This is a genomic window from Tannerella forsythia 92A2 (assembly GCF_000238215.1).
GTDB classification, from domain to species: domain Bacteria; phylum Bacteroidota; class Bacteroidia; order Bacteroidales; family Tannerellaceae; genus Tannerella; species Tannerella forsythia.
In genome coordinates, this window is the sequence record NC_016610.1 from 2,292,669 (window position 1) to 2,319,015 (window position 26,347).

A 26,347-nucleotide genomic window follows, 5' to 3' on the forward strand; every position below is an offset into this window, starting at 1 on the left:
AGGTAGCTATTGAACGATGAAGCAGGGAAGACAAAAAAATGCGGGAGAGCTCGAGCTCTCCCGCATTTTTTTGTCGGTTCAATCTTTTCCGGACGATCATCATCCGCCGAAATTATCGAACCTTAAATTCTCAGGCGGCACGCCGAGGCTGTCGAGCAATCCTTCGACGGCTTTCGACATCGGGCCGGGACCACACATATAATATTCGATATCTTCGGGCGCTTCATGATCTTTCAGATACGTCTCGTACATCACGTTATGCACGAATCCGGCGGTATACTTCACTCCGGCCGCATCGGCTGCGGGATCGGGACGGTCGAGCGCCAGATGGAACGAGAAGTTCGGATATTCTTTCTCAATGGCGAGGAAGTCTTCCAGATAAAAGACTTCGTTCAACGCACGGGCGCCGTAGAAGTAAGACATCTTCCGATCTTTCGTATGTAATGTTTTCGTCATATACATAATCTGCGAGCGAAGCGGAGCCATACCGGCGCCACCGCCCACCCAGATCATCTCGTTCTTCGAGTCGAGATTCGGGTGGAAATCGCCGTAAGGACCGCTCATCGTCACTTTGTCGCCCGGCTTGAGCATGAAGATATAGGATGAGGCAATACCCGACGGCACATTCTGGAATCCTACCTGCGGTTTCGGCTTGAACGGCGGCGTAGCAATACGCACCGTCAACATAAAACGATCGCCCTCGGCCGGATAGTTGGCCATCGAGTAGGCGCGGATCGTCGGCTCGTCGTTACGGCATTTGAGCGTGAACAGGCCGAACTGTTCCCATGCCGGCAGATATTCCGCTCCGATCGATGCTTTATCAATATCTACATTGTAATCCATCGAATATTTCGGGATATTGATCTGTGCATACGACCCCGGAATGAAGTCCATGTGTTCGCCCGGAGGGAGCGCCACGATAAATTCCTTGATAAACGTGGCCACGTTTTTATTTGAAACGACGGTACATTCATATTCTTTCACGCCGAACACTTCGTCGGGTACTTGAACCGTCATGTCGTTTTTCACTTTTGTCTGACATGCCAGACGCCAATGATCCTTGATTTGCTTACGGGAGAAGAAGACTTTTTCCGTCGGCAGAATATCTCCTCCTCCTTCGGGCACCTGTGCACGACACTGGCCGCATTTGCCGCCGCCGCCGCATGCCGACGAAAGGAAGATATTCCCGCTCTGCAACGCGCCGAGCAGTGTACCGCCAATCGGCGTTTCGATTTCTTTTTCTCCGTTTACCGTCATCTTTACATTGCCCGACGGCACAAGCTTGGCTTTCGCAGCCAGCAGCAGCACGACCAGCAGCAGCACGATGATCAGAAAGACCACCACACTCGTTCCGACGGTCAGTCCTGAGATTTCCAATAAAACCATTTTTTATACTGTTTATGCGTTAATACTCAAATTTTGAATCCCGAGAAGCACATGAAAGCAATTCCCATCAGACCGGTCAGAATAAACGTGATCCCTAATCCGCGAAGAGGCTTCGGTACATCCGAATAGGCCAGCTTCTCACGGATAGCCGCCATACCGACGATAGCCAGCAACCAGCCTATACCCGATCCGAAGCCGTAGACCGTAGCCACGCCGACGTTGGCGAACGCACGTTGCTGCATGAACAGCGAACCGCCCATGATGGCGCAGTTTACTGCAATCAACGGCAAAAAGATTCCCAACGAAGCATAGAGGGAAGGGGCGTATTTCTCGACAATCATTTCGACGAGCTGCACAAACGAGGCAATCACGGCAATAAAGAGGATAAACGAGAGGAAACTCAAGTTTACATCCTGAAAGCCTTCGCCGAGCCAACTCAACGCACCTTCTTTCAAGACGTAGTTCTCGAGCATATAGTTGATCGGAAGGGTGCAGACAAGCACAAACGTAACCGCCAGTCCCAAACCCAGCGCCGTTTTCACGTTTTTCGACACCGCAAGGTACGAACACATACCGAGATAGTATGCGAAGACCATGTTATCGACAAAAATCGAACGGATAAAGGTACTTAATATATTTTCCATAATTTATTACGTTGTTTCAAGAGTTAATTTTCTTCCTGCAAATCTTTGTTGCGCGAACGATGAATCCAGATGATCAGTGCACAAAGAATAAGCGCCATCGGCGGCATAATCATCAAACCGTTATTTACGTAACCCAGATCGTAGAAGGCCTGCGGAATGACCTGATATCCAAGCAAAGTGCCCGATCCGAACAATTCGCGGAAGAAAGCAACCACAATGAGGATAATACCATAGCCAACCCCGTTTCCGACTCCGTCGAGGAACGATTCCCACGGCCGGTTACCGAGCGCAAAGGCTTCGAGACGTCCCATCAGGATACAGTTTGTAATAATCAGTCCCACATAAACAGAAAGCTGTTTGCTCACGTCGTAAGCAAAGGCTTTCAGCACCTCATTGACGATCGTTACCAGAGCCGCCACCACCACGAGCTGGATAATGATACGGATACGGTTCGGGATTGTTTTACGCAGCAACGAAATAATCACATTCGCAAAAGCTACCACGGCGATTACCGAGAGCGTCATTACGATGGCCGGTTGCAGCTTCACGGTCACCGCCAGAGCAGAGCAGATACCAAGCATCTGCACGATTACCGGATTGTTTTTGTTTACCGGATTGAATAAAATCTCTTTATTTTTTGTTGATAATCCCATAGCTTACTGTTTTTGTGTCGTTAAAAATTGGGCATAGCTGCCGATACTTGTCCGAAGCATCGCGTTGACGCCGTTACTCGTGATCGTTCCACCCGAGATCCCGTCTACATAATCCTGTCCTTCGGCTTTGTTTCCGCTTTTCACGACGGCAATCGATTTGAACACTCCGTCGCGGAAGAGCTGCTTCCCCGGAAACTGTCCGGAGAACGCTTTTGACGTAATCTCTGCTCCTAATCCGGGCGTCTCGCTGGCGTGGCTGAAATCGGCGCCGAAGACCGTATTGCAATCATCGTTGACCGAAAGATAGCCCCACACCGGCCCCCAGAGGCCTGCGCCGTACATGGCCAGAATATATTTCGTCTGTCCGTCGATTGTTGCCACAAAAACCGGATAGACCCCACGCGCAAAGGCTTTCTCTACCTCTTCGCCAAAGGCGTCACCGTCGGTACGTTGTCCGTCGGCATCGACGAGGAACGCTTCTTTGATCAGTTCGTTATATTTGGCTTCGACCTCGTCGGCCGGGACCGAAACGTTGACGGCACGCAAAATCTGTTGCCGTTTATCATTGGCTTCGTTGGCCTTCTGGGTCGAACGTAATGCTTGCGAAGTAAAGGCCAGCAGAAGTGCGACGAAAACGACCATCACGGCCGCATACAGCACCGTATAAGTGTTGCTGTTCGTATTCAGCCCGGCTTTGCTCTTTTTTTCTTTTTCCATTCTCTTCTCCTCCTTCATTTAGCGATTGGTTTAACACGGTTGTTGCGACGTTTGATGTTCGCATCCACCACATAGTAATCGATCAGCGGTGCGAAGATATTCATCATCAGGATCGCGAGCATCATCCCTTCGGGATATCCGGGGTTGAGCACACGGATGCAGATGGCCAGAAAGCCGATCAGAAGTCCGTAGATCCATTTGCCTTTTTCCGTACGTGCGGAGGTCACAGGGTCGGTGGCCATAAATACGGCACCGAAGCAGAAGCCTCCCAATGCGAGATGCTCATACCACGGCATATTCGCCATGGCATTGCCTTCTATCCCGAAAGCATTGAACATAAGTGCGGTCAATGCGCCGCCGACAAAGACGGAAAACATTGTTTTCCAGCTTGCAATTCCCGTCCATATCAGCAGGATGGCGCCCAGCCCGATAGCGATGACGCTTGTTTCGCCGATCGATCCCGGGATCAGTCCGGTGATCATATCCATCGAGAACGCGGGATAGCCTGTGGAGCTTGTGGCCGTCGAGGCGATGCCCAGCGGTGTGGCGCCCGAGAAACCGTCGACAACGGTGCCGGCGCCGAGACCGAACATATCGGCCGTACGGATAAACACCTTGTCGCCCGACATGGCCGCCGGATAAGCAAAGAAGAGGAACGCACGCGTCACGAGCGCTACATTGAAGATGTTATATCCTGTTCCGCCGAATACTTCCTTGGCGAAGATCACGGCTAATGCCGTGGCCACGGCGATCATCCACAGTGGCGTGTCGATCGGTACAATCATCGGGATCAGCATCCCCGAAACGAGAAATCCTTCCTGAATTTCTTCTTTCTTCCACTGGGCTACGGCAAATTCGATACCCAGCCCCACGACGTACGAAACGATGAGTTTCGGAAGTACGGCCAGAAAACCGAAGAGGAACGCAGACCACAAGTCCTGCACGGCTCCGATGGCCAGATTATGTTGGTAGCCCACATTATACATTCCGAAGAGCAAGGCCGGTATCAGTGCAATGACCACCACGGTCATGGTACGTTTCGAGTCGATGCTGTCGTGAATGTGTACGCCCGACCGGGAGGTTGCGTTGGGGACAAACAGGAACGTTTCGAATCCGTCGAATACGGATTGAAACATCGACAGTTTGCCTCCTTCCTCAAAAGCCGGTTTAATCTTGTTGAGATAATTCCTTAACGCTTTCACTTTTATTTATTTGTTTATGATTAATATCAATAGTTCGTTTGTTTAGCCCGCGATAGCCGGCGAATCATGACTTGCGCAGTTTGCGATCGGCGGAAGGGTTTACCGCAACCGGATGCCGCGAAAGGCTCACTTTTCAGCTTGTACCGTCGGGGTAGCAACTTTTTTCTCGATTAATTCATTTCTTTATAAAGCATGTCGAGTCCGTTGCGGACGATTTTCTGAATCTCGATTTTCGACGTATCGACAAATTCGCAGAGCGCAAAATCTTCGGGTGCGATTTCGTAGATACCGAGGCTTTCCATCTTATCGATATCGTAAGCGATGATGGCCTTGAGCAGGTATTCGGGATAGATATCCATCGGGAAAACCTTGTCGTATTCGTTCGACATGATCATGGCCCGCCTGCCGCCTTTGATTCGTGCATCGAGGCTGTACTCTTTCCCGTTTCCAAGCAGCCACGAGAAATAGCTGTGCGACATGCTGAACTTTCCGAAGCCCGGCATAGCCCATCCTATGAACTCATTCACGTCGTCGCCTTCGGGGATGGCGGTGATTTGCGTATCGTATGCGCCGAGAAAACCGTCAGTCGTCACCTTCGTACCGGTCAGTACGTTTCCGCTGATCACGCGTACATGTCCGTCTGCGATCCGTCCGTCTGTCAGGCTGTTGATCCGGCATCCGGCAATTACTTTGGTATAGCCGCGTTCGTTCATCTCCGAGCCGGTCAGCGCGATGGTGCGTGTAAAATCCATTTTCTTTTCTTTGAACAGGCGGCCGATCGTCAGCACGTCTGCTGCACGAAGCGTCCAAACGGTTTCGCCTTTATTGACGGGTTTGAGATGGTTGATCATTACCCCGACGTTGCCTGCCGGATGCGGACCGAAAAGTTCCACGACTTCAACGCCCTTCATGCTGCGTAGCGGTGAGCCGGGTTTCACACCGAGGTAAACGGTGCCCTGCGTAAGTTTCGTCAGCGCCTGCAGACCGCTTTGGAGTAAGTCTTCCTCGCCTTGGACGATAAAATCGAAATCCGGTGCCAGCGGCGCCGTATCGTAAGCCGTGACGAAAATGTCGCGCGGGGTATCCGAAGGGATAGCCACCCGGTCGTATGGCCGCTGTTTGATGCAGGGCCACAAACCTGTTTCGAGCAGAAGAGCTTTTAATCCCTCAACGTTGTACGATGTCAGGTCTTTGATGTCGAATGTTTCAAATTTGTTCTGTGCATCGGGGCGCACGATAATGCTCAGCACTTTGCGTTTTTCGCCGCGGTTGACTGCCGTCACCTCGCCGCTCACCGGCGATACGAACTTGATCTCCGGATAGACTTTGTCCATCATCAGCGGCGAACCGGCCTTGACCTTATCGCCTGTGCGAACAAGCACCTTGGGTACGATGCCGACGTAGTTGTCGGGCACAATCGCGTAGCTGTCGGCAGCCTCGGCATGGACATACTCCAACGGCGCCTTGCCTTTGAGGTTTATGTTCAGGCCTTTTTTGATTTTAACCACATTTGCCATGTTTCTTATATGTATTTTTGATTCTGATTTTTCGCGCAAAAGTATATACTTTTTCGATGTTTTAAAACAGAACCTTGACAAATTACGGAAAAAATTCTCCAATATGTGCGGAGGCACTAAAAAATACGTTCGCAACCTCGCGACAGCTTCCCCAAGTGCTTCGGCATGCTTTCGCAACTTTGCGATACCTTCGCCGGGTACTTTCCTGTCTTTTCGCCACGTTGCAACTACTTATCGTCGGATCATTTTTCTTCTTAACCCCACATTCCGGCATAAATTGTTGCAAGAATGCTAACAACCATTAACAATTGACGGTTATACACAGGCGTTTTCCGATGTTTACGCGATGTGTGGAGAGAGCAATCCCTCGATTTGTTCTACCTTTGTCTGCAAAAATGTAAGAATGTACAAGGTGATTTTTGCAACAGCCGTTTTCCTGTTCCTGCTTCCGCAATGTACGGATTCGCAGACAAAACGGATTCGCATGCAGCCGTTTCAGGTGATGTTTTATAATGTGGAGAATTTGTTCGACACGGCAGATGATCCGGTCACGAACGATAATGAATACCTGCCGGATGGTGTACGGAAATGGACGCCGAAACGTTATTATGAGCGTTTGCGGCAGACAGCCAAAGTCATCACGGCCGTGGGTAAATGGGATATGCCCGCACTCGTAGGACTTTGTGAGGTGGAAAACGACACCGTGCTGACCCATCTGCTGCATCGTACACCTCTGAAGGAGCATCGCTATCGTTACTGCATCACCCGGGGGAATGACCCGCGCGGTATCAACAACGCTTTGCTCTATCGGAACGAACGGTTTAAGTTGCTCGGTCAACGTTCGATACGGATCCGTTTTACACGCAAAGGAAAACGTTCGCGGGATATTCTGCATGCATGGGGACGGGTGGTTACGGGCGATACGCTCGATGTGTTGGTATGCCATTTCCCTTCGCGCTCGGCCGGTAAGAAGAAGACAGAGCCCGACAGAATCGATGCCGCGCTGTGTGTGCGTCGACTGTGCGACTCGCTTTATAGCGTAAGACGCTGCACGCATATCATCGTAATGGGCGACTTCAACGATACGCCGGCCGACGAGAGTATCGCCGTCATGACGCACGCCGCCAAGCCCGAACACCGACTGACGAATCTCTTTGCCGACAAGGAAACGCTGAACTTTGCCGGAAGCCATAAATTTAACGGCGAGTGGTCTCAGCTCGATCAGATGCTCGTCAGCCTGCCATGGAAGGCGCGTCTGAAAGAAGGCGGAACGCAAATATTCGCCCCGTCGTTTCTGTTGACCGACGACAAACGACATAACGATAAGCGGCCGCGCCGAACGTATCAGGGGTACACGTACAAAGGCGGATTCAGCGACCATCTGCCCATCGTGGCGGAGTTTTTCTTATCTTTGCCCCAATAACTTTTTTATAGAAGAGCAATAGAGTAGGACGATGAATAAATGGAAGAAAATGCTGCTCGTCTGTCTGGGTCTCACAGGGCTTACCGTTTCGGCGCAGACGTTTCGCAGCCCTGTCGACATCCCGATACTGCTGAGCGGGAATTTCGGAGAATTGCGCAATAATCACTTTCATTCGGGGATTGATTTCAAGACGCAGGGTGTCGAAGGAAAAAATATTCGCGCCGTAAAAGACGGGTATGTCTCCCGCATCCTCGTGTCGCCGTGGGGATACGGACATGCGCTTTATGTGAAGCATCCGGACAGTACGATGTCGGTCTACGGTCATCTGCGTAACTTTGCCGGCCATATCGCAACGTATGTCAAAGAACAGCAATACGCACAGGAGCGTTTCTCCGTCGATTTGTCGCCCGAACCGTCGCAGTTTCCGGTCAAGGCCGGCGAGTTGATAGCCCTGAGCGGCAACACGGGCAGCTCGGGCGGGCCTCACCTGCATTTCGAGATACGCGATCTGCGCACAGGCGAGCCGGTCGATCCGATCGTGTATTACAAGGACAAAATCAAAGATACGCGGCCTCCGAAGGTACGTTCCGTGATGATCTGCCCCGTCGGAGGACAGGGCGTCGTCAACGGGTCTCAGCAAAAGCAGCATATTAAGGTTGTCACTGCGAAAGACGGCCGGCAGTCGGTGACGGGTAAAACGGAAGCGTGGGGAAAGATCGGTTTCAGTATCCATATCGACGACTATATGAACGGCACGAGCAACGTGTACGGTGTAAAGGAAATCACAATGCGCGTTGACGGCAAAGAAATGTTTCACAGCTATCAGGACCGTTTTTCGTTCGATGAGACGCGTTACCTCAATGCGTGGGTCGACTTTGCCGAGTGGCGCGGAAAAAAATCGTTTTATACGAAAACGTTTGTCGAGCCGGGTAACCGCCTGCGGTTTATGACCAGTAAGAACCGCGGCTATCTGACCGTCGACGAAGCAAGGACATACCACATCGAATTTGAACTCACGGATGCGTTTGGCAATACCGGACGACTTGCGCTGGCCGTGACCGGACGCCCGCAGACGATTCTTCCGCCCGATACGGCCGGTGCGACACACTTCTACCATAGCGGAGAAAACCGCTTCGGGGCAAGTGGTATCCGGATGCATATCCCGCGCGGTAACTTGTATAACGATTTGTATTTTCGTCACTCCTCATACGCCGATACGGCGTATTACTCCGAGGTTCACACGGTACATGATACACCCGTTCCGCTGCATCGCAACGGGCATCTCTCACTTCACCTGCTCGCCGATACGCTGGCCGACAAAGGAAAATACGGCATTGTCTCGGTTGATGGGCGTAGAAAGAACTGGATCGGCGGATCGTATCGCGACGGCTGGATCGATGCCGACATCACCGAACTGGGTAAACGCTATGCCGTCGATGCCGATACGGTGCCGCCTGTCATTACCGCCGTCGATTCGTCTCTCTGGAGAAGTAAAGAAATGATTATCCTCCGCCTGACCGATAATCTGAGCGGGATAGAGGAATATCGCGGCGAGATAGACGGCCGGTTCGCTCTCTTTGAACTCGACGGCAAGAAAGCAACCGCGCGTTACTTCTTCGACCGTCAACGCCTCACACGAGGGCGGCATACTCTCCGGATGACCGTAACCGACGGCTGCGAGAACCGCACGGTCTACCATGCCGATTTCGAATGGTGATAACAGGTTTGGCATAGCCGGAACGTACCATCTTCATAAATGGCCTCCGGAAGTGAAGAAATCGATATCGGATGAATGAAAAAACTGAACCGATGCGTACCATTATCTGAAAAAAAGAGCCTATCTTTGTCAGACCTTCTGCCAATTTTACTGGGCGGAGAAAAAAGAAATAAATACACAATAAAGCATAATATCATTTCTGATTATGGAACATACGGAATTATTAGAACAGGTGAGGAAGAAAGCTCAGGTCTGGCTGGGCTCGGAGTATGATGAAGAAACGCGTAACGAAGTGCAGTCCCTGCTCGATAAGGAAGACCCGACCGAGCTGATCGAAGCCTTCTACAAGGATTTGGAGTTCGGAACCGGAGGATTGCGCGGCATCATGGGCGTGGGCAGTAACCGGATGAACATTTATACGGTCGGAGCGGCTACGCAGGGTTTGTCAAACTACCTGAAAAAGGAATTTGCGGAGTTGGAACAGATCAAAGTCGTTATCGGTCACGACTGTCGTAACAACAGCCGCCGGTTTGCCGAGATTTCGGCCGAAATTTTTTCGGCCAACGGCATCAAGGTGTATCTTTTTGAAGACCTCCGACCGACACCGGAGGTATCGTATGCCATCCGTAAGCTGGGATGTCAGAGCGGTATTATCCTGACAGCCTCGCATAATCCGAAGGAATATAACGGTTACAAGGCATATTGGGACGATGGAGCGCAGATGATTGCTCCGCACGACAAAAACACGATTGCCGAAGTCAATAAAATCCGCAACGCGGCCGATATCCGGTTCGAAGGAAAGAAGGAATTGATCGAACTGATCGGTAAGGAGATCGATGAGCAGTACATCGCGGACTTGAAGACTGTTTCGCTGTCGCCCGACTCGATTGCGCGGCATCATGACATGAAGATCGTGTATACGCCGATTCACGGTACGGGGGTACGTATAATTCCCCAAGCGCTCGGCGCATACGGGTTCACGAACATCATTCACGTGCCTGAGCAGGATGTGGTGAGCGGTGATTTCCCGACGGTCGTATCGCCTAACCCCGAAGAGCCGGCAGCCTTGTCGATGGCTGTCGGGAAGGCCAGAGAGACCGGCGCCGAGCTGGTGCTGGCTTCCGACCCGGACTCCGACCGCGTTGGGGCAGCCGTGAAGAACGATGTCGGCGAATGGGTGCTGATCAACGGCAATCAGGCAGTCGTCCTTTTCGTTTATTATCTGCTGACGCGTTGGGAAGAACTGGGACGGTTAAGCGGCCGGGAATACATTGTCAAAACGATTGTTACGACCGAGACGGTTCGCGCCATCGCGGAGCGCAGGGGCGTCGAGATGTACGATGTTTATACCGGTTTCAAGTGGATTGCCGAGGTGATGCGCAGAAACGAAGGCAAGAAACAATATATTGGCGGTGGAGAAGAAAGTTACGGATTCCTCTGTCAGGACTTTGTGCGTGACAAGGATGCCGTATCGGCCTGCTGCATTCTGGCCGAGATGACGGCTTGGGCAAAAGACAAAGGATGGTCGCTCTATCAGTTGTTGCAACAGATTTATCTCGAATACGGCTACTCGAAAGAGGTGAATATCTCTGTCGTTAAGAAGGGCAAGAGCGGCGCCGAAGAAATCGAGGCGATGATGAACGGTTTCCGCAATCATCCACCGACGGAGATTGCCGGATCGAAAGTGACGCTGATCTACGATTATGCTTCGCTGAAAGGACACAGTTTTACCGATAACGAAACGTTTGCACTGCACATGCCTACGACCTCGAACGTGCTGCAATATTATACGGAAGACAATACGAAAGTGTCGGTTCGTCCGTCGGGCACGGAGCCGAAGATCAAGTTTTATTGCGAGGTACACATCCCTGATGTCCGTACGTCTGAAGACTTGCGGACGGCCGAGGCCGAAGCCATGAAGAAGGTCGAACAGATCAGGGCATCGCTTGGCATCTGAGGCTTTTGAAAAAATAGACGATACGGGACGGTTCGTAAACATAAAGGGAGAGATGCGTCTCAAACAAACACGAAGACGCATCCCTTTCGTGTTCTTTTTCCGCTCTGTTTGCCGGTTTCATGGAGCCCCTCACCCGTCCCCGCCTACCGTCCGGCACGTAAGTTTCCGGCCTGTATGTTGAAGAGACGCTGTTCGGCCAGCGCTTCATATTTCGTGCCCGGCCGGCCGTAGTTACAATACGGATAGATGCTGATGCCACCGCGCGGGGTGAAGAGTCCCGTCACTTCGATATACTTCGGTTCCATCAGGCGAATCAGGTCGTTCATGATCAGGTTCACGCAGTCTTCATGAAAAGCGCCGTGCCCGCGGAAACTGAAGAGATAGAGCTTCAGGCTCTTGCTCTCCACCATCTTTACGTCGGGGAGATAATCGATCCATATCGTTGCAAAATCGGGCTGTCCCGTGATGGGGCACAAGCTCGTAAACTCCGGGCATTCGAAATGTACCCAGTAATCGCGTTCGGGATGTTTGTTCGTGAACGCCTCCAGCACTTCCGGCGCGTAATCTTGCCGGTAAGTCGTCGCTGTCCCTAAAAGTGTCAATTCTTTATTTTCCATAAGAAGGCCAAAATACAACTTTCCGTAATTTGTTCTTTTGCGCTCTTTGCAAACTTTGCGGTAAAATGACTGCGAGGACCGAAAAGGTTATGTAAAGCACACACGTTCGTTTGGTCGAAATATTTCAACGCAACGCTTCGTCATCGTCTCCCTCATCGAGGTCCGGATCATCAGGGAGTTCCTCTTCTTCGACAGCCGGGATCTCCCAATCTTCTTCGTCGTCGATCGGGACGAAGCGCATGTCCATATCGCGGTGGACAATCTGTTCGGCGTCGTGAAACGTTTCTCGGTTCAGTTCGTTCCAGAGCAGGTCTTTGAGTTCCGCAATTCCTGCGCCCGTGACCGATGAAATAAATAGATGCGGGATATCGTCAGGGAGTTCTTCGGCCAGGGCTTTCCTCAGTTCATCATCTAACAGATCGCTTTTGGTGATGGCCAGCACCTTGTTTTTGTCGGCCAGACCGGGGTTATACTGTTCCAGTTCATTACGCAGGATATCATATTCTTTCCGAATATCGTCGGCGTCGGTGGGGATCATAAACAGAAGCAGGGAGTTTCGTTCGATGTGGCGAAGGAAGCGGAGTCCCAATCCTTTGCCTTCGCTGGCGCCTTCGATGATGCCGGGGATATCGGCCATGACGAACGAGCGATTGTCGCGGTATTTGACAATGCCCAGATTCGGTTCGAGCGTGGTAAACGGATAATTGGCGATTTTAGGTTTGGCTGCCGAAACGACTGAGAGTAGTGTTGATTTCCCTGCATTCGGGAAACCGACGAGACCGACGTCGGCCAGTAATTTGAGCTGTAGCACGACCATGCGTTCCCGGTACGGTTCGCCGGGCTGTGCATAGCGGGGCGCCTGGTTCGTCGCTGTTTTGAAATGCACGTTACCTCGTCCGCCTCGTCCGCCTTGCAGCAGCATCACCTGCTGACCGTCGGTGGTGACATCGCAAAGGTATTCGCCTGTCTCGGCATCGAAGGCGACGGTGCCGCACGGCACTTCGATGATACGGTCTTCGCCGTCTTTACCGGTACTGCGTTTGCTGCTTCCTCCCTGTCCGGAGGTGGCGAGGATATGGCGTTCGAACTTGAGGTGAAGCAAGGTCCAGTAGTTACGGTTGGCGCGCAGATAGATATGTCCGCCCCGTCCGCCGTCTCCGCCGTCAGGGCCTCCGCGCGGGATGTACTTCTCTCTCCGGAAATGGGCAGAGCCTGCCCCTCCTTTTCCCGAGCGGCAATAAATTTTTACATAGTCTACGAAATTCGATTCGGCCATAGGACATGTTCAGGATGGTTGTTGCATCATGAAACAATACGTTTTTTAGCGATCCGTTACTTTTTTTATCGCTTCGACGATGCGGTTGAAAATATCTTCGATTGATCCGGTTCCCTTGATGGCCGCATGTTTTCCTTCGCTGATGTAGTGCGTAGCCAGCGGAGCGGTCTGTGTGTGATATACATCGAGGCGTGACTGGATGGTCTCGAGGTTGTCGTCCGATCGCCCCGATATTTTCCCGCGTTCGACAAGGCGGGCAATCAGTTCGTCGTCGTCGACTTGCAGGTCGAGCAGGATCGAGACATCCGTACCGCGTTCGTTAAGCATCTCTTTCAGGGCAATGGCTTGCGGGATGGTGCGGGGGTAGCCGTCGAAGATGACACCTTTCGAGTCTTTTTTGCCATCGAGGAATTCACCGATCAAGCGGATAATCAGCTCGTCCGGAACGAGTTGACCCTTATCGATGTATGTTTGAGCCGTTTTTCCCAGTTCGCTGCCTTCACGGATCGCATTGCGCAGCATGTCACCCGTCGAAATGTAATCGAGGCCGTAATATTCGACCATTCGTTTGCTTTGTGTCCCTTTGCCTGAGCCGGGCGCACCGAAGATTACGATATTTAACATAAGTTCTTATAGATGAAATGATAATTAATTGTTCCTGATTTGGTAGATGTCGCGTGTCGAGCGTCCCAGTCCGTCATAGTCGAGTCCGAATCCGACGATGAAGTCATTTTCGATTTCCATGCCCACGTAGTCGGGGTGGAGGTCACATTGCAGCGACGCGGGTTTGATGAGCATTGTAGCCAGACGCACATCAGTGGCACCTTCTTCTTTGAGTCGCCGCGTCACGTAGTGCATGGTTAGTCCCGTGTCAATGATATCTTCGAGCAGTACGATGGGGCGGTTGCGTGTATTACTGCGGATGGGTAGCAGTTCTTTGACGATGCCGTCCGATTTGGTGCCGTGATATGACGAATAGGCAGCAAAGGTCAGTTCGCTCGTGACCGGGAGTTTACTCATCAGCTCGGCCACGAACATGTAGGCTCCGTTGAGGATCCCCACGTAGAGCGGGTCTTTTCCTTCCATATCCCGCCGAATCTCTTCGGCCATCCGTTCGATGGCCCAGACGATTTCCTTTTCGGGGATATATAATTCAAACACCTTATCTTTCAGTCGGATTTGCTTTTCCATCGTCTTTTTGCTTTTGTTTAGGGATGCAAAGATACGTGATAATTTTCAGAATTGTATCAGGGTAAATGAAAATCCGGTTGTGGATAGGCGGAAGGCGGAGGAGAGAGGGGCATCGTCGGCTTGTGCGATCAGGTATGACCGGCAGGTCTTGTACGTTTTGTTGCGATGGTGAGAGGATATCCTGAAAAGTTTGTATTTTTGTCTTTTAAATAGAGCAAAAGATAAATAATCAATGAATAAAATCGATATAAACGGGTATAAATCGATCCGTCAATTAAGTTTGGAACTTAAGCCCATCAATATTCTGATCGGTGCGAATGGTAGTGGTAAAAGTAATTTTCTCTCTTTTTTTGACTTTTTAAAGCAGATATACCGTCGTAATTTGCAGGAATCTGTAGCTCTGAAAGGAATCGATACCTTTTTGTATAAAGGAGAAAAAGTGACAACCGAAATTTCGGCTCATCTTCATTTCCCGAATACTAATGGATATTCTTTTATTTTGAAAAAAGGAGATGATCGTTTTATTTTCACCGAAGAAGCGTTGTGGTGTGATAATCCTCAATACCCGAACCCTTTTGATGTTACATCCGGAAAGTTAGGGCCCGAATCAAAACTGAGTTCTCAGACAATACCGCGAGCTTATTATATTCGTCGTTATCTGGATCAATTAGCCAAATATCATTTTCACGATACCGGTGAAAATTCCCCTTTCAATAAGGTATCGAATATCGAGAACGATATATTTTATCTTTACGAAAAAGGAAGTAATCTCTCCGCTTTATTGTATCATATTCGGGAAAAAGAACCGATCGTTTATCAATTGATTGTTCAGACAATCCAAAGCATTGCTCCTTATTTTTTCGATTTTTTTCTGCGTCCCGAAAAGAATGGTAATCTCAAGCTCCGGTGGCAAAGCAGATACAGCTCTACGGTGTACGGTGCCAGCGATTTATCCGACGGAACAATCCGTTTTATAGCTTTGGCAACCTTGTTTCTTCAACCCGGTTTATCACAGACCATCATCATCGATGAGCCGGAGCTGGGGTTGCATCCGGCAGCAATAGCCAAACTTGCCGGATTGATCCGATCGGTAGCTGCCAAAGGTTATCAGGTCATTATTGCTACTCAATCGACCGATTTAATCAGCCATTTTGATCCGGAAGACATTATAACCGTCGATCAAATTGACGGAGAGAGTCGTTTCACACGGCTTGATTCCAAAGAGTTGGCTGTTTGGCTTGAAGATTATACGATTGACGATCTATGGAAGAGAAATATCATCCGCACGGGGCAACCTGTTGTTATAACTAATGTAAATATATGAAAAGGATTAGAATTATTTGTGAAGGACAGACCGAACAGGAATTTGTGAATAAAATGTTGACACCGGCGTTCTCCCGTAAGCAGATTTTCTTTCATCCATCATTAATCAGGGCTTCAAGAGGAGGAATTATACGATGGGAGTTGCTGAAAAAAGAAATAGAGACACATCTGAAAGTTGATAAAGAGGCGTATGTGACTACTTTTATCGATTATTACGGTGTATCCAAAAAACACGAATTTCCACAATGGGATAGTGCACATGAGATTCCGGACAAGAATGAACGTATGGATTGTCTGGAGCAGGCAATGCGGGAAAATATTGATCCGGACTTTCGTCACAGGTTTATTCCTTATTTCCAATTGCACGAATTTGAAGCATTGCTTTTTTGCGATATGGATGTTTTCCATAAGCAGATTTCTCCGACGGATTTAATCGGAAAAAAAGAGTTGAAAGAAATATTTAATCGTTATTCCAATCCGGAAATGATTAACAATAATAAAACGACCTCTCCTTCCCATCGATTGGAAAGTATTATCAAAGGCTACAATAAAGTGGTTTATGGTAATATCATTGCCGAAGCAATAGGTCTGGAATGTATCAGAACGAAGGCTCCGAGATTCGATGCATGGTTAAACCGTATGGAAGATAGCTGAAAAGATCGAAAAAATACCATAGACTAAATACGATTTTGCTGATAGCAGGTGTTTGATAATTGATTATTTACTGATGATAAAAATAGATCATATAGCCTTATATACAAGGCGTCTGGAAGTTTGCCGGGCATTTTACGAAACGTATTTCGGGGCTACGGCCGGCACGATGTATCATAACCCGAATACGGGATTGAAAACGTATTTTCTGAGTTTTACAGGTGATACCCGTCTGGAGATTATGGAACGTCCCGATGTGGGAGAACGTCCGGACAAGGCGTTGAGTGAAGGGTTTATTCACCTCGCTTTCAGTACAGGCAGCCGTGAGGCCGTCGATCGGTTGACTGCGAGGCTGGTGGCCGACGGGTATGCGTGTGTCGGTCGGCCGCGAGTTACGGGCGACGGGTATTATGAAAGCGTCGTGACTGACCCCGACGGCAATCGGATCGAAATCACCATATAATAGATGTCGACCCTGTTATTTTTGATGACTTTGCTCCCGGTCGTGTTCATGTTGCACGACTTTGAGGGAATTGTACACATGTCGGGCAGAGTGGGGGATATATCGCAAAGATATGCCGGTAATCCTTACGTTTGTCCTGTTGTTACTGTATTGTCTCTGTACGTTTGGACTGTTTGCCGAGGTAAAATATCGTTTTTTTTGTCTATGTTTGCTCGGTCAATAACGAATGAAAAGTAAAAACGTATGGATGAATTTGGAATTATTCTGTTTCTGGTTTTACTCTTTATAGTTTTGCCGATTATCGGCTGGGCCGTACTGCTTGGCCGTATCGGTGAGGTTTCGAAACGACTTCTTTCAATGGAGGCTCTGTTGGAAAAGTTGCTGGAAAAGAAGACGGATACATCGACCGAAGAAGAGGCGGTGGCTGTGCCTGCTATGCAACGTTCGGTCGAGCCTCCGGCCGTTCCCTCACAGACGGACAGGATGAAGGAAAAGACCGAAACACGCGAATATATAAGCGTAGTACCTCCTCCTCCGCCACGGGAGATCATGACTTCCGCCGCGCCTGTACCCCCGCCTCCCGCGCCCTTTGAGGTCGTACCGCCTCCCGTAAAATCATCGATGCCTGCTGCTTCGGCTGTTCCTCCCGCTCCGAAGCCAGTGAAAAAGATAAACTACGAAGAGTTTATCGGCGGAAACCTGTTCGGCAAAATCGGTATCTTCGTATTGGTCGTCGGTATCGGGCTGTTTGTGAAATACGCCATTGATAACGAATGGATCAACGAAGTGTCGCGAACGATTCTGGGCTTCGCCACAGGCTCCGGTCTGCTGGTTATTGCCGCAAGGCTTCAGAAGAAATACCGTGCTTTCAGTTCGTTGCTGGCCGGTGGCGCTTTTGCCACGTTCTATGTCACCGTAGCCGTAGCTTACCATTATTATCAACTGTTCTCTCAGCCGGTCGCTTTCGTGATTCTCGTCGTGCTGACCGTATTTATGGCTGTACTTTCCGTTCTGTACGACCGGCGTGAGCTGGCTGTTATTGCCCTCCTCGGAGGGTATATCGCTCCCTTCCTGACGAGCAGCGGCGATGGCAACTACATGGTATTGTTTTCCTACATCGCCATCCTGAACCTCGGTATGTTCGTGCTGTCGCTCTTCAAAAAGTGGGTCGAGCTACCCATGATTTCGTTCTTCTCGACCTGTCTTATTATGTTCGTATTTCTGATGAATACGAGCGTGATCGACCCCAACATGGCGTTGCGGTTACTTCTTTTCGCTTCGCTCTTCTACGTGATCTTCCTCTTGCCTCTGCTCTCCATCCTGCGTAACGACCGGGGATGGGTGTGGACCAATCGAATGCTGTTGGCGACCGTCGTGCTGAATAACTTTGCTTACATGGGATTCGGCCTGTTTTTTATCGATAAACTGTTGCTTCCGATGAAGATCGACGGGTTGTTATCGCTTGGTATCGCTATCGTTAATATGGCTGCCATTTTGTGGTTGCGGAAACGCCGGCTCGAATATCGGTTCCTGCTTCATACGTTGCTTGGCGTTGTGCTGACTTTCGTCTCCCTTGCTGTCCCTGTTCAGCTCGAAGGCACGTTCATCACCCTCTTTTGGGCCTCTGAGATGGTGTTGCTCGGATGGCTTTACGCCCAATCGAAAGCGCGGATGTACGCATATTTCTCCTTTATCCTCATACTGCTTACGTTGGTTTCATTCGTGATGGATATCGCTTCTTACGCAATCGGTCTGACGGAAGGGCAAACGATCTTTGCCAACAAATTGTTTGTTACGAATGCTTTTGTTTGCTTGAGTTATCTGGCGCTCGCCGTGCTGATAAGCCGTTATCGTGAAGCGTTCGATAAAACGTATATTCTGAGATATACGCCGGGCAATGCCGTGCTGATCCTGCTTTCCGTCGTTCTCGGAAATATGGTGGTGGTATGGGAGATGTCCCGTTTTATCGTTGCGGAAAGCCATATTTTGCTGTTTCAGACGAGTTATATCCTCTTCCTGAGCATCGTCTTGTCACGACGTTTCCGACTCGGTGCGGGTTGGTCGTGGGCGTACTTTTCGGGGATGCTCGTCAGTGCCGCGCTTTATGCGTACACCATTTTGCCTTACGAGGCCGAAAGTGGCCGTACGGCGTGGATGATTCTTGCAACGGTCGTGGCCGAATTAGTATGGAGCGGCCGACTTTACTACCGGAATACGCCGGCGCAAAGCTCAGCCGGTAATGGATTTACGATTTATCTCAGCCTGTTGGCTACCGCTACGTGGACGCTGGCTGTGCGTCACCTGCTGCATACCGTCGGATGGAACGACAGCCTGAGCGCCGGCTTCTCCATCGCATTCTCGATGGCGGGGTTGGCCTTGATGACACTGGGAATGCGGAGACACCTCAAGACGCTTCGGATATTGAGCCTCGGCGTGTTTGCCGTGGTGCTCGGTAAATTGCTGATCGTCGATGTCTGGACCATGCCGATGGCAGGGAAGATTGCCGTATTTATTTTGCTTGGTGTCATTCTTCTGCTGCTGTCTTTTCTGTATCAGAAACTGAAAAACGTATTGTTTAGTGATGAACGTGATGAAACCGAAAAGGAAGAGAACGGGTAAGGCTGCACTTACCGGTCTCCTGCTGTTGCTTTTGGGCAGCGGGATGATGGCGCAAACGTATCGCGCCACCTTGCCTCCCGTGGAGGCGGACAGTTTTTATGCCATCGACTTGCCGGCCCCGCTGATCGGCGCAGCCCGTGACGATCTGGCCGACCTGCGTATTCGTGACGAGCATGGTCGAGAGGTCGCGTATTTTGTGCGCGAAGCAACTTCCGTCAGTCGAGGACGTGACTTCGAACCATATCTCATCGAGCTGATCCGTCGAACGTTCCAGACGGATATCCGGATTCAAACGGATGGTGAACGTATTTCGTCGTTTATGGTACGGGTGAAACATGCCGATACCGACAAGAAAGCCATTCTCAAAGGCAGCGATGATGGTGAAAGCTGGTATGCGGTGAGAGATTGCATCCGGCTCTCGGAGCAAGCGGAGGTGCACGGGACGGAAGCACTGCTGACCGTCTCGTTTCCGGTTTCCGACTATCGTTATTATCTGCTGTCGATAAACGATTCGCTGTCGGCACCGCTGAACATCCTTTCCGTCGGACGTAACGGAGCGGGAGATACCCACATCCGTCACCTGATGAAGATACCCGCCACACATTACGCACTGCGTACCGATAACGATCGGAAGCAGACGGAGTTGACGTTGTCTTTTCCCTATCCTTATCGCTTTGAGGACGTGGTGTTTTACATTTCCGCTCCCGAAGATTACGATCGGGCGGTATGGCTGGCCGGTACGAAAATCGGGCGATTGCGCTCCGAAGCCGGCAGTGCACAAGCTCTTCCAAGTCTGCCGCACAGCATGGATACGTTGCGTTTCCGGATCGCGAACGGCGATGACCAACCGCTCCGAATCGATTCGGTTGCTGCGCGGATTGTCCGTCGTTATGCGGTGGCGCAACTCAAAAGAGGACGCTATACATTAACGTATGGCGATGCCGCAGCCCATGCACCGCAATATGACTTGACGTTTCGTAAACGTGTGTCGGATGATCTGCCGCATCTATCCGTCGTCTCGATCGAACATATCGGCGATTCGGACGAGCCTCCTCATCCGTGGATAGTCTTCCTGAAGACATACGGCGTATGGATCGTTATCGCTCTCGTAACGATACAACTTCTCTATATGGTTTGGCGGATGATGCGAAAGAGCGAAGGATGAATCAATCGGTTTCGTTGTCCGTATAGTTTCGCTTCTCGTCGATGATATATTCCGGCCGGTTCTTGATCTCGTCGAAGAGCACGCCGATGTATTGTCCCAGCACGCCGATAGTAAGCAGTTGGACACCTCCGAAAAAGACGACAACGGTCATGATCGAAGTCCAGCCTGTTTCGGCATTGCTAAACCCGTACAACTTGCCGAGCATAAACCAGATAGCCAGAATAATTCCGATGATGACGGCGATAAATCCCAAGCCCATAGCTAATCGCAACGGTTTCTTCGAGAAATACAGTAAGGCGTTTGACGCAAATCGGATCATTTTGCTCAACGGGTATTTCGTCTCGCCGGCCACGCGTGCCTTGCGCTCGTAATAGAAAGGTACTTGTTTGAAGCCGATCCAGCTGACCAGTCCCCGGATATATTTGCCATGTTCGCGCAGTCGGTTGAATTCGTTCATGATTTTTCGGTCGATCAGGCGAAAGTCGCCCGTGTCGAGCGGAAATTCGACTTCGCTCATCCGGTTCATCGTCCGATAAAACAGACGGGCGGTAAAGAGTTTGAAGAAACTCTCCTTATCGCGTGAGCGACGCACACAATAGATGCTGTTCGCCTGTTCTTTTTCGCGTAGTGCGAGAATCTCCGGGATCAGTTCGGGCGGGTCTTGCAGGTCAGCGTCCATGATGATGGCCAAGTCGGTATGGCAATTCCTGATACCCGCCGATACCGCCGGCTGATGGCCGAAGTTACGGGAAAAATGAAGTACTTTGACACGTCGGTCGGAGGCTGCAAGTTCATCGAGTATCATACGTGTCCTGTCACGGCTTCCGTCGTTGATATAGATGATTTCGGCATCGCACGGCAACGTGTCCAAAACGGCCTTGGTGCGTCTGTACGATTCGTGAAGAACCTCTTCTTCATTAAAACAGGGAATAATTACAGACAGACTTTTCATTCCTCCTTGTCCGATGTGTCGTTTTCATTCTTTTCACCATGGATGATCCGGGCGATCTCTTCATCGTTCAACTCTTTTACATTCGTGACGGTAAAACTTTTGGACAGGAAGTCGCCGTATTGGTTGCATTCTTCGATAATGTGCTCGATCAGTTGTTTGATGTCGGTACGTATCGGCATCAGCGCGAGCAGGTCGGCATAGGTCTCGTGTACGGTTAGCCGTTCGATGTCACAGTCTGCGTTCCGCATGGCAAAAGCAAACTCCCGCTCAATCACGTTTCGCTGATAATCGAGGAACGGTTTGTTTCCGTTTGTCTGAAGCAGGAGGTAGAAACGAAGTTTCCGGCCTTTGCCGCCCAGTCCGGTCGAGATATAGATTTGTTTCTCTTCCGACAGTTCGGACTCCAGCATGATCCGGCTTTCCATCAGCGCCATGTACGCCCAGTCGGTCAGTTCCGGATCGGGCGACTGCACATAGCGTTCCAATCTGCGGTACGACTTGACATCCTTCGACACGGCAAATATGGAAAGGATACGACGTTTGTATTCCCCGGTCGATTCGGGGTTGTAAAGGTCGCTCTCGAATTGCTCGAAGTCGTTTTCCGTCCATGGAACAGCTTCCTTTCTCAACCGGTCGGAGAACTTGAAATACTGCAACTGCTTCTCTACCGGAACGCGTTGTTCAAGCACATGAAAGTCTCCTTTCGTCTCCGACAGGAATTTCTGAAATTGTTTGAATTCACCTGATTGTTGCATCATCTGTCCTCCGTTTTTTTCAAACTAAACACAAAGATACGACATTTTTGCCAAATCGGGAAAAAAGCGTAGTTTTGCCTGCAAAAATAAAATCGCAAAAAACTAAAGCAAAAAATACGCAATTTCTATGAGCAGTCAGCTTATTCTTCTGATTATTGTCGCCTATTTTGGTCTGTTGTTGTTGATCGCATGGATAACGGGACGTAAGAGTTCGAGTAACGATGCTTTCTTTTTGGGAAACCGTAAGTCGCCATGGTATATCGTGGCCATCGGAATGGTGGGTTCGTCGCTCTCGGGGGTGACGTTCGTTTCGGTGCCCGGCTGGGTACGCCAGATCGATATGACGTATATGCAGACGGTGCTCGGCTTCTTCTTTGGTTATGTGTTGATTGCGAATGTGCTGCTCCCACTCTACTACAAGTTGCAACTCACCTCCATTTATACATATCTCGAAACGCGTATCGGGCGGCGGAGTTACAAAACAGGGGCCTCGTTCTTCCTGCTCTCGAAAATTATCGGTGCGGCGGCGCGGCTCTATCTCGTGGTGCTTATCCTGCAGACCTACGTATTCAGTACATGGAATATTCCGTTCGGGATTACGGTCATCGTCAGCATCCTGCTCGTCTGGCTTTATACTTACCGCAGTGGGGTGAAGACGATTATCTGGACCGATACGTTGCAGGCGCTCTGCCTTGTCGGGACGCTTGTGGTGATCATCTGGCAAGTAAAAGACCGGATGGGACTGGACATGACGGGCATGTGGCAGGCGGTTACGGACAGTCCCCATTTTCGTATGTTCGAGTGGAACGACTGGGGCAGTACGCAGCATTTCGTAAAACAGTTTTTCAGTGGCATATTCATTACCATTGTGATGACCGGATTAGATCAGGACATGATGCAGAAGAATCTTTCGTGCAAGAGTTTAAAGGATGCGCAGAAGAATATGTACACTTATGGACTGGCTTTTACGCCGATCAATTTTTTGTTCCTCTGTCTCGGAGTCCTGTTGCTCACGCTCGCTGCACGGCAAGGAATCACGTTGCCGGCTTCGGGCGACGATATCCTCCCGATGTTTTGTACCTCCGGCATCTTGGGAAGCACGATCCTGATTTTTTTCACTATTGGGATCATTGCGGCGGCCTTCAGCAGTGCCGACTCGGCGTTGACGGCGCTCACCACCTCGTTTTGCGTCGATATACTCGGCATCGAGAAAGAGCAGGCGAAGAAAGCCAAACAGACACGTATGAACGTGCATCTGCTTATCTCGGCGCTGTTCATCGTCATCATCATGATATTTAAAGCGCTGAATAATCGCAGCGTGATCGATGCGATCTATGTCATCGCCTCGTATACGTATGGCCCGCTGCTGGGGCTGTTTGCCTTCGGGCTGTTTACGAAACGTCAACCGATCGACCGGTATGTACCATACCTATGCATCGCCTCGCCCCTGATCTGTTTTACTCTCGAACAGTGGGTGTTGCATGTTGCAGGTTACCGGTTCGGATATGAGATGCTGATGATTAACGGCGCCATCACCTTTGTCGGGCTATGGCTTACTTCGCTTCGGAAAGTGAGAGGACGAACGGCTTGATCTGTCCGTCCCTCCTTATTCCCGGCCGCTCCAGTCGATACGTTGCGACACGTACATGACAACCGCAAGAATCACAAACAACCCGATACTTCCTGCAAGCAAGGCATATGTCTCCATTTGTATCAGTACGAAAACATACACGTACAGGCAGGTCAGCAGTGCACCGACAGTCAATGCCGTGCGTTTGATTTTCAGTATGCCGGCCATATAGCATGTGATCAGCGACACGGTCATGGCCGATGCCACGGTATAAGCTGTCGTAAAGCCCGTATGCTCCGAGATGGAGATCAACAGTGAATAGAACAGGCATAATGCCAACCCGATAAGCAGATACTGAAACGGGTGTACCTGTTTCTTTTGCAGCACTTCGACGAAGAAACTGACGACAAACGTGAGCAGGATGATCAGCATCGCATACTTGACCGAGCGCATCGATTTTTGATAATGTTGCACAGGCATCAGCATGTCTACGCCGAAGACCGATTGATCAACTTCGTCGTTCCAGTTGTCCTCGGTTAGCACCTGTGGGTAGTTGCGGTTCAGGTGCATCACTTTCCAGTCGCTCGTAAAGCCCGTTTCCATTACATTGCGATGATCGGGCAGGAAGGCACCGGTGAAACTTGGTGTTCGGCAGTCTGAGGTCAGCGCTACACTCGTCGTCTTACCGAGCGGAGCGAAATAGAGCGACTCCGATCCTTTGAGTTGCAGTCTTACGGAGAACGACACAGTTTGCCTGCGGCTGAACAGAGGGCGAACGTCCGCCTTACACGATACGCCCGAGGTTAGCAGCTGGCTATGCGGAATACCCGGATTGAAAACCAGCGTCTGTTCCCCGAAAGTCATCGTTACCTGTTCTTCGATACCGCGCAGGTCAGACATACCGATGTTGATCATCGCCTCATCTAATTGCAGATCGTTCAGGCTGCCTCCCGAAATGCTCAGGTCTTCAGGCAACACGAATGTCCCTTTCATCTTGATGGGGGAATTATAGACGATGACTTCGTACAGACCGCGCTTCAGTTCTTCCGTTCGGATGTCGCCGGTGATCTCGAGTGTTTCGGGCAGTACATTGATGACGCTGATGATTTTCTCAGTTTTCCCGTCACTATCCATTCTGACGACTTCTTTGAACGGGATGGTCAGCACGGGGCCGAGCACGGTCTGCGCGCCGCTCCATTTCTGATGTACCTCGTCGGTCGCACTTTCGGCCGTTCGCTCTCGCTCACCGATCAGGTTTTCGATCATCATCATCGGGATCATCAGCAGTACGGTCAATACTCCGATCAATGTTACTTTGATGAACATCCGCCAATGCGGAGGTAAATTCAACCTGTCTCTGACAAGAGGAGGAACTTCATGCCGGGAGACTGTCGGATTGTGTTCTGCTTGCGAATTGATTTTTTGAGTTTCCATCATTTTTTTCTTTTTTTACTTGTTTATATTATGGATAAATTAATGCTTGTATATGAAAAGAACTTTGAATTGCAAAGTTGATATGTAAAAAAATTATTTTTGATATGGTTTCATCCGTTCTTTCAGGAAGGCTTCGAGGGCGTTGATGTGGGCGATGAATGCTTCACGTCCGCTCTTCGTGATGGCAAATGTCGTATTCGGTTTACGTCCGATAAACTGCTTGCTGCTCTGAAGATAGCCGAGCGCTTCCAGACTGCGCATATGACTGGCCAGGTTACCGTCCGTCAACTCGAGCAGCGATTTCATCGTGACGAAATCGACCGATTCGTTGGCCATCAGTACGGACATGATGCCTAACCGCACCTTGCTTTCAAACGCTTTGTTTAGATCTTCCGGTATCGGTTTCATCGGGTGGGGGTAGGCCGGTCGTATTTGAGATGAAAGAAAATGCCGTAAACGATGTGAAAGACTCCGAAGCCCATGGTCCAGAATAACAAGGCGTGTCCTTCGACAAAGCTGTCGGCCAGACCGAGCAGCAGTTCGGCATAACCCAGATAGCGCGTATTCGAATACGTATAACTCGAGGCATTGATTAAAGCGATGCCGTAGAAAATCAGCATGACTGACGAGGTCAGTCCGTAGTGCTGTTTCCAGATCAGCGAGAGGCAGAGAATACCGCCTACAGCGAGCGGCAGAAAAAAGTTCAGTAACATCCGTTGGGCTGTACGGTCGAACACGAATCGCTGTCCGCTGCGTTTTGCTTTCCGTCGTGAGAAAAAGAATACTGTGGTCAGACACAGCACAACGAGTATTGCCGCAAAGATCAGCATTAACTGCATGCGATAAGGCGTGTTGACCTGCAGGCGCGGAAACGAAAGCAGGTCTTGCGACCATCCACCCGTACCGCCCAGCATGTAATACGCCACGACTGCCGAAATACACGCATACCCCCCGACTAAAATGGCCGATGCACCACTTAAACTCAAAACCTTTGACGATTTCTCCATCAAAGACCTGATTTCGTTTAAGGTGTTGAATACTTCTTTATTTTCCATTTTTTTAAAGTGCTTTGCGGTGCAAAGTTAATGCAAAGATTTAAACCCAGATTCCGCGAT

At 50.2% G+C, this 26,347-nt stretch carries 24 protein-coding genes; 9 read left to right on the forward strand and 15 right to left on the reverse strand.

Features of this window, described 5'->3' with window-relative positions:
• Positions 1–99 precede the first annotated feature (99 nt).
• The 6 genes from nqrF to BFO_RS09360 all read right to left on the reverse strand — a co-directional run bounded on the left by nqrF (position 100) and on the right by BFO_RS09360 (position 6,119).
• Entirely contained in the window at positions 100–1,386 is a 1,287-nt protein-coding gene (gene nqrF, locus BFO_RS09335) for an NADH:ubiquinone reductase (Na(+)-transporting) subunit F (RefSeq protein ID WP_014225452.1), read from the reverse strand.
• A gap of 26 nt (positions 1,387–1,412) precedes the next feature.
• On the reverse strand, positions 1,413–2,030 hold the full coding sequence (gene nqrE / locus BFO_RS09340; protein ID WP_014225453.1) for an NADH:ubiquinone reductase (Na(+)-transporting) subunit E: 618 nt from the start codon (positions 2,028–2,030) through the stop codon (positions 1,413–1,415).
• Positions 2,031–2,053: 23 nt separating this feature from the next.
• Positions 2,054–2,683: an NADH:ubiquinone reductase (Na(+)-transporting) subunit D gene (locus BFO_RS09345; RefSeq protein WP_014225454.1), complete on the reverse strand. Its 630-nt coding sequence runs from the start codon at positions 2,681–2,683 to the stop codon at positions 2,054–2,056.
• 3 nt (positions 2,684–2,686) lie between these two features.
• On the reverse strand, positions 2,687–3,370 hold the full coding sequence (gene nqrC / locus BFO_RS09350) for an NADH:ubiquinone reductase (Na(+)-transporting) subunit C (protein WP_041591260.1): 684 nt from the start codon (positions 3,368–3,370) through the stop codon (positions 2,687–2,689).
• A gap of 44 nt (positions 3,371–3,414) precedes the next feature.
• Positions 3,415–4,602 carry an NADH:ubiquinone reductase (Na(+)-transporting) subunit B gene (locus tag BFO_RS09355; RefSeq protein WP_014225456.1) on the reverse strand — a complete coding sequence of 396 codons (1,188 nt, stop codon included), beginning with the start codon at positions 4,600–4,602 and terminating at the stop codon, positions 3,415–3,417.
• Between the two features lie 170 nt (positions 4,603–4,772).
• Positions 4,773–6,119, reverse strand: coding sequence for a Na(+)-translocating NADH-quinone reductase subunit A (locus tag BFO_RS09360; RefSeq protein ID WP_041590842.1), 1,347 nt, complete (start codon positions 6,117–6,119; stop codon positions 4,773–4,775).
• 403 nt (positions 6,120–6,522) lie between these two features.
• Between BFO_RS09360 and BFO_RS09365 the strand changes: the two genes are divergently transcribed.
• From BFO_RS09365 to BFO_RS09375, 3 genes are all read left to right on the forward strand, one after another.
• The gene (locus BFO_RS09365) at positions 6,523–7,542 is read left to right on the forward strand and encodes an endonuclease/exonuclease/phosphatase family protein (protein WP_014225458.1); all 1,020 of its coding nucleotides are present in this window, start codon (positions 6,523–6,525) and stop codon (positions 7,540–7,542) included.
• A 31-nt stretch (positions 7,543–7,573) separates the two neighbouring features.
• Entirely contained in the window at positions 7,574–9,259 is a 1,686-nt protein-coding gene (locus BFO_RS09370; protein WP_014225459.1) for a M23 family metallopeptidase, read from the forward strand.
• Positions 9,260–9,464: 205 nt separating this feature from the next.
• Positions 9,465–11,216 (forward strand): phospho-sugar mutase, encoded by a 1,752-nt coding sequence (locus BFO_RS09375; protein ID WP_014225460.1) that lies wholly within the window; start codon positions 9,465–9,467, stop codon positions 11,214–11,216.
• A 143-nt stretch (positions 11,217–11,359) separates the two neighbouring features.
• Here BFO_RS09375 and queF read toward each other — a convergent pair whose 3' ends face one another.
• The 4 genes from queF to BFO_RS09395 form a co-directional block, all read right to left on the reverse strand.
• A complete protein-coding gene (gene queF, locus BFO_RS09380) occupies positions 11,360–11,833 on the reverse strand; it encodes a preQ(1) synthase (RefSeq protein WP_014225461.1) in 474 nt (157 codons plus the stop codon).
• 124 nt (positions 11,834–11,957) lie between these two features.
• The gene (gene obgE, locus BFO_RS09385) at positions 11,958–13,109 is read right to left on the reverse strand and encodes a GTPase ObgE (RefSeq protein WP_014225462.1); all 1,152 of its coding nucleotides are present in this window, start codon (positions 13,107–13,109) and stop codon (positions 11,958–11,960) included.
• A gap of 45 nt (positions 13,110–13,154) precedes the next feature.
• On the reverse strand, positions 13,155–13,733 hold the full coding sequence (locus BFO_RS09390; RefSeq protein ID WP_014225463.1) for an adenylate kinase: 579 nt from the start codon (positions 13,731–13,733) through the stop codon (positions 13,155–13,157).
• Positions 13,734–13,757: 24 nt separating this feature from the next.
• The gene (locus BFO_RS09395) at positions 13,758–14,300 is read right to left on the reverse strand and encodes a phosphoribosyltransferase (RefSeq protein WP_014225464.1); all 543 of its coding nucleotides are present in this window, start codon (positions 14,298–14,300) and stop codon (positions 13,758–13,760) included.
• Positions 14,301–14,532: 232 nt separating this feature from the next.
• Between BFO_RS09395 and BFO_RS09400 the strand changes: the two genes are divergently transcribed.
• The 5 genes from BFO_RS09400 to BFO_RS09420 all read left to right on the forward strand — a co-directional run bounded on the left by BFO_RS09400 (position 14,533) and on the right by BFO_RS09420 (position 20,521).
• Positions 14,533–15,624, forward strand: a complete 1,092-nt coding sequence (locus BFO_RS09400) for an AAA family ATPase (protein ID WP_014225465.1) — start codon at positions 14,533–14,535, stop codon at positions 15,622–15,624.
• A complete protein-coding gene (locus tag BFO_RS09405) occupies positions 15,621–16,277 on the forward strand; it encodes a DUF4276 family protein (protein WP_014225466.1) in 657 nt (218 codons plus the stop codon). Before BFO_RS09400 ends, BFO_RS09405 begins: the two co-directional genes overlap by 4 nt.
• Positions 16,278–16,350: 73 nt before the next feature.
• On the forward strand, positions 16,351–16,737 hold the full coding sequence (locus tag BFO_RS09410) for a VOC family protein (RefSeq protein ID WP_306454921.1): 387 nt from the start codon (positions 16,351–16,353) through the stop codon (positions 16,735–16,737).
• Positions 16,738–16,980: 243 nt separating this feature from the next.
• The gene (locus BFO_RS09415; protein WP_014225468.1) at positions 16,981–19,356 is read left to right on the forward strand and encodes a DUF2339 domain-containing protein; all 2,376 of its coding nucleotides are present in this window, start codon (positions 16,981–16,983) and stop codon (positions 19,354–19,356) included.
• Entirely contained in the window at positions 19,328–20,521 is a 1,194-nt protein-coding gene (locus BFO_RS09420; protein WP_157755310.1) for a hypothetical protein, read from the forward strand. The genes BFO_RS09415 and BFO_RS09420 overlap by 29 nt, the downstream gene beginning before the upstream one ends.
• A gap of 1 nt (position 20,522) precedes the next feature.
• On the opposite strand, the gene BFO_RS09425 is transcribed toward BFO_RS09420, so the two are convergent.
• Positions 20,523–21,473 carry a glycosyltransferase family 2 protein gene (locus BFO_RS09425; RefSeq protein WP_014225470.1) on the reverse strand — a complete coding sequence of 317 codons (951 nt, stop codon included), beginning with the start codon at positions 21,471–21,473 and terminating at the stop codon, positions 20,523–20,525.
• Complete coding sequence (locus BFO_RS09430; RefSeq protein ID WP_014225471.1) at positions 21,470–22,231, reverse strand: hypothetical protein; 762 nt, start codon at positions 22,229–22,231, stop codon at positions 21,470–21,472. The genes BFO_RS09425 and BFO_RS09430 overlap by 4 nt, the downstream gene beginning before the upstream one ends.
• A gap of 124 nt (positions 22,232–22,355) precedes the next feature.
• Between BFO_RS09430 and BFO_RS09435 the strand changes: the two genes are divergently transcribed.
• Entirely contained in the window at positions 22,356–23,819 is a 1,464-nt protein-coding gene (locus BFO_RS09435; RefSeq protein ID WP_014225472.1) for a sodium:solute symporter, read from the forward strand.
• A 15-nt stretch (positions 23,820–23,834) separates the two neighbouring features.
• Here the strand turns inward: BFO_RS09435 and creD are convergent, their stop codons facing one another.
• From creD to BFO_RS09450, 3 genes are all read right to left on the reverse strand, one after another.
• Positions 23,835–25,235 carry a cell envelope integrity protein CreD gene (creD, locus tag BFO_RS09440; RefSeq protein ID WP_014225473.1) on the reverse strand — a complete coding sequence of 467 codons (1,401 nt, stop codon included), beginning with the start codon at positions 25,233–25,235 and terminating at the stop codon, positions 23,835–23,837.
• A gap of 90 nt (positions 25,236–25,325) precedes the next feature.
• Complete coding sequence (locus BFO_RS09445; protein ID WP_014225474.1) at positions 25,326–25,640, reverse strand: winged helix-turn-helix domain-containing protein; 315 nt, start codon at positions 25,638–25,640, stop codon at positions 25,326–25,328.
• Positions 25,637–26,287 (reverse strand): hypothetical protein, encoded by a 651-nt coding sequence (locus tag BFO_RS09450; RefSeq protein ID WP_041590843.1) that lies wholly within the window; start codon positions 26,285–26,287, stop codon positions 25,637–25,639. The genes BFO_RS09445 and BFO_RS09450 overlap by 4 nt, the downstream gene beginning before the upstream one ends.
• Positions 26,288–26,347 lie beyond the last annotated feature (60 nt).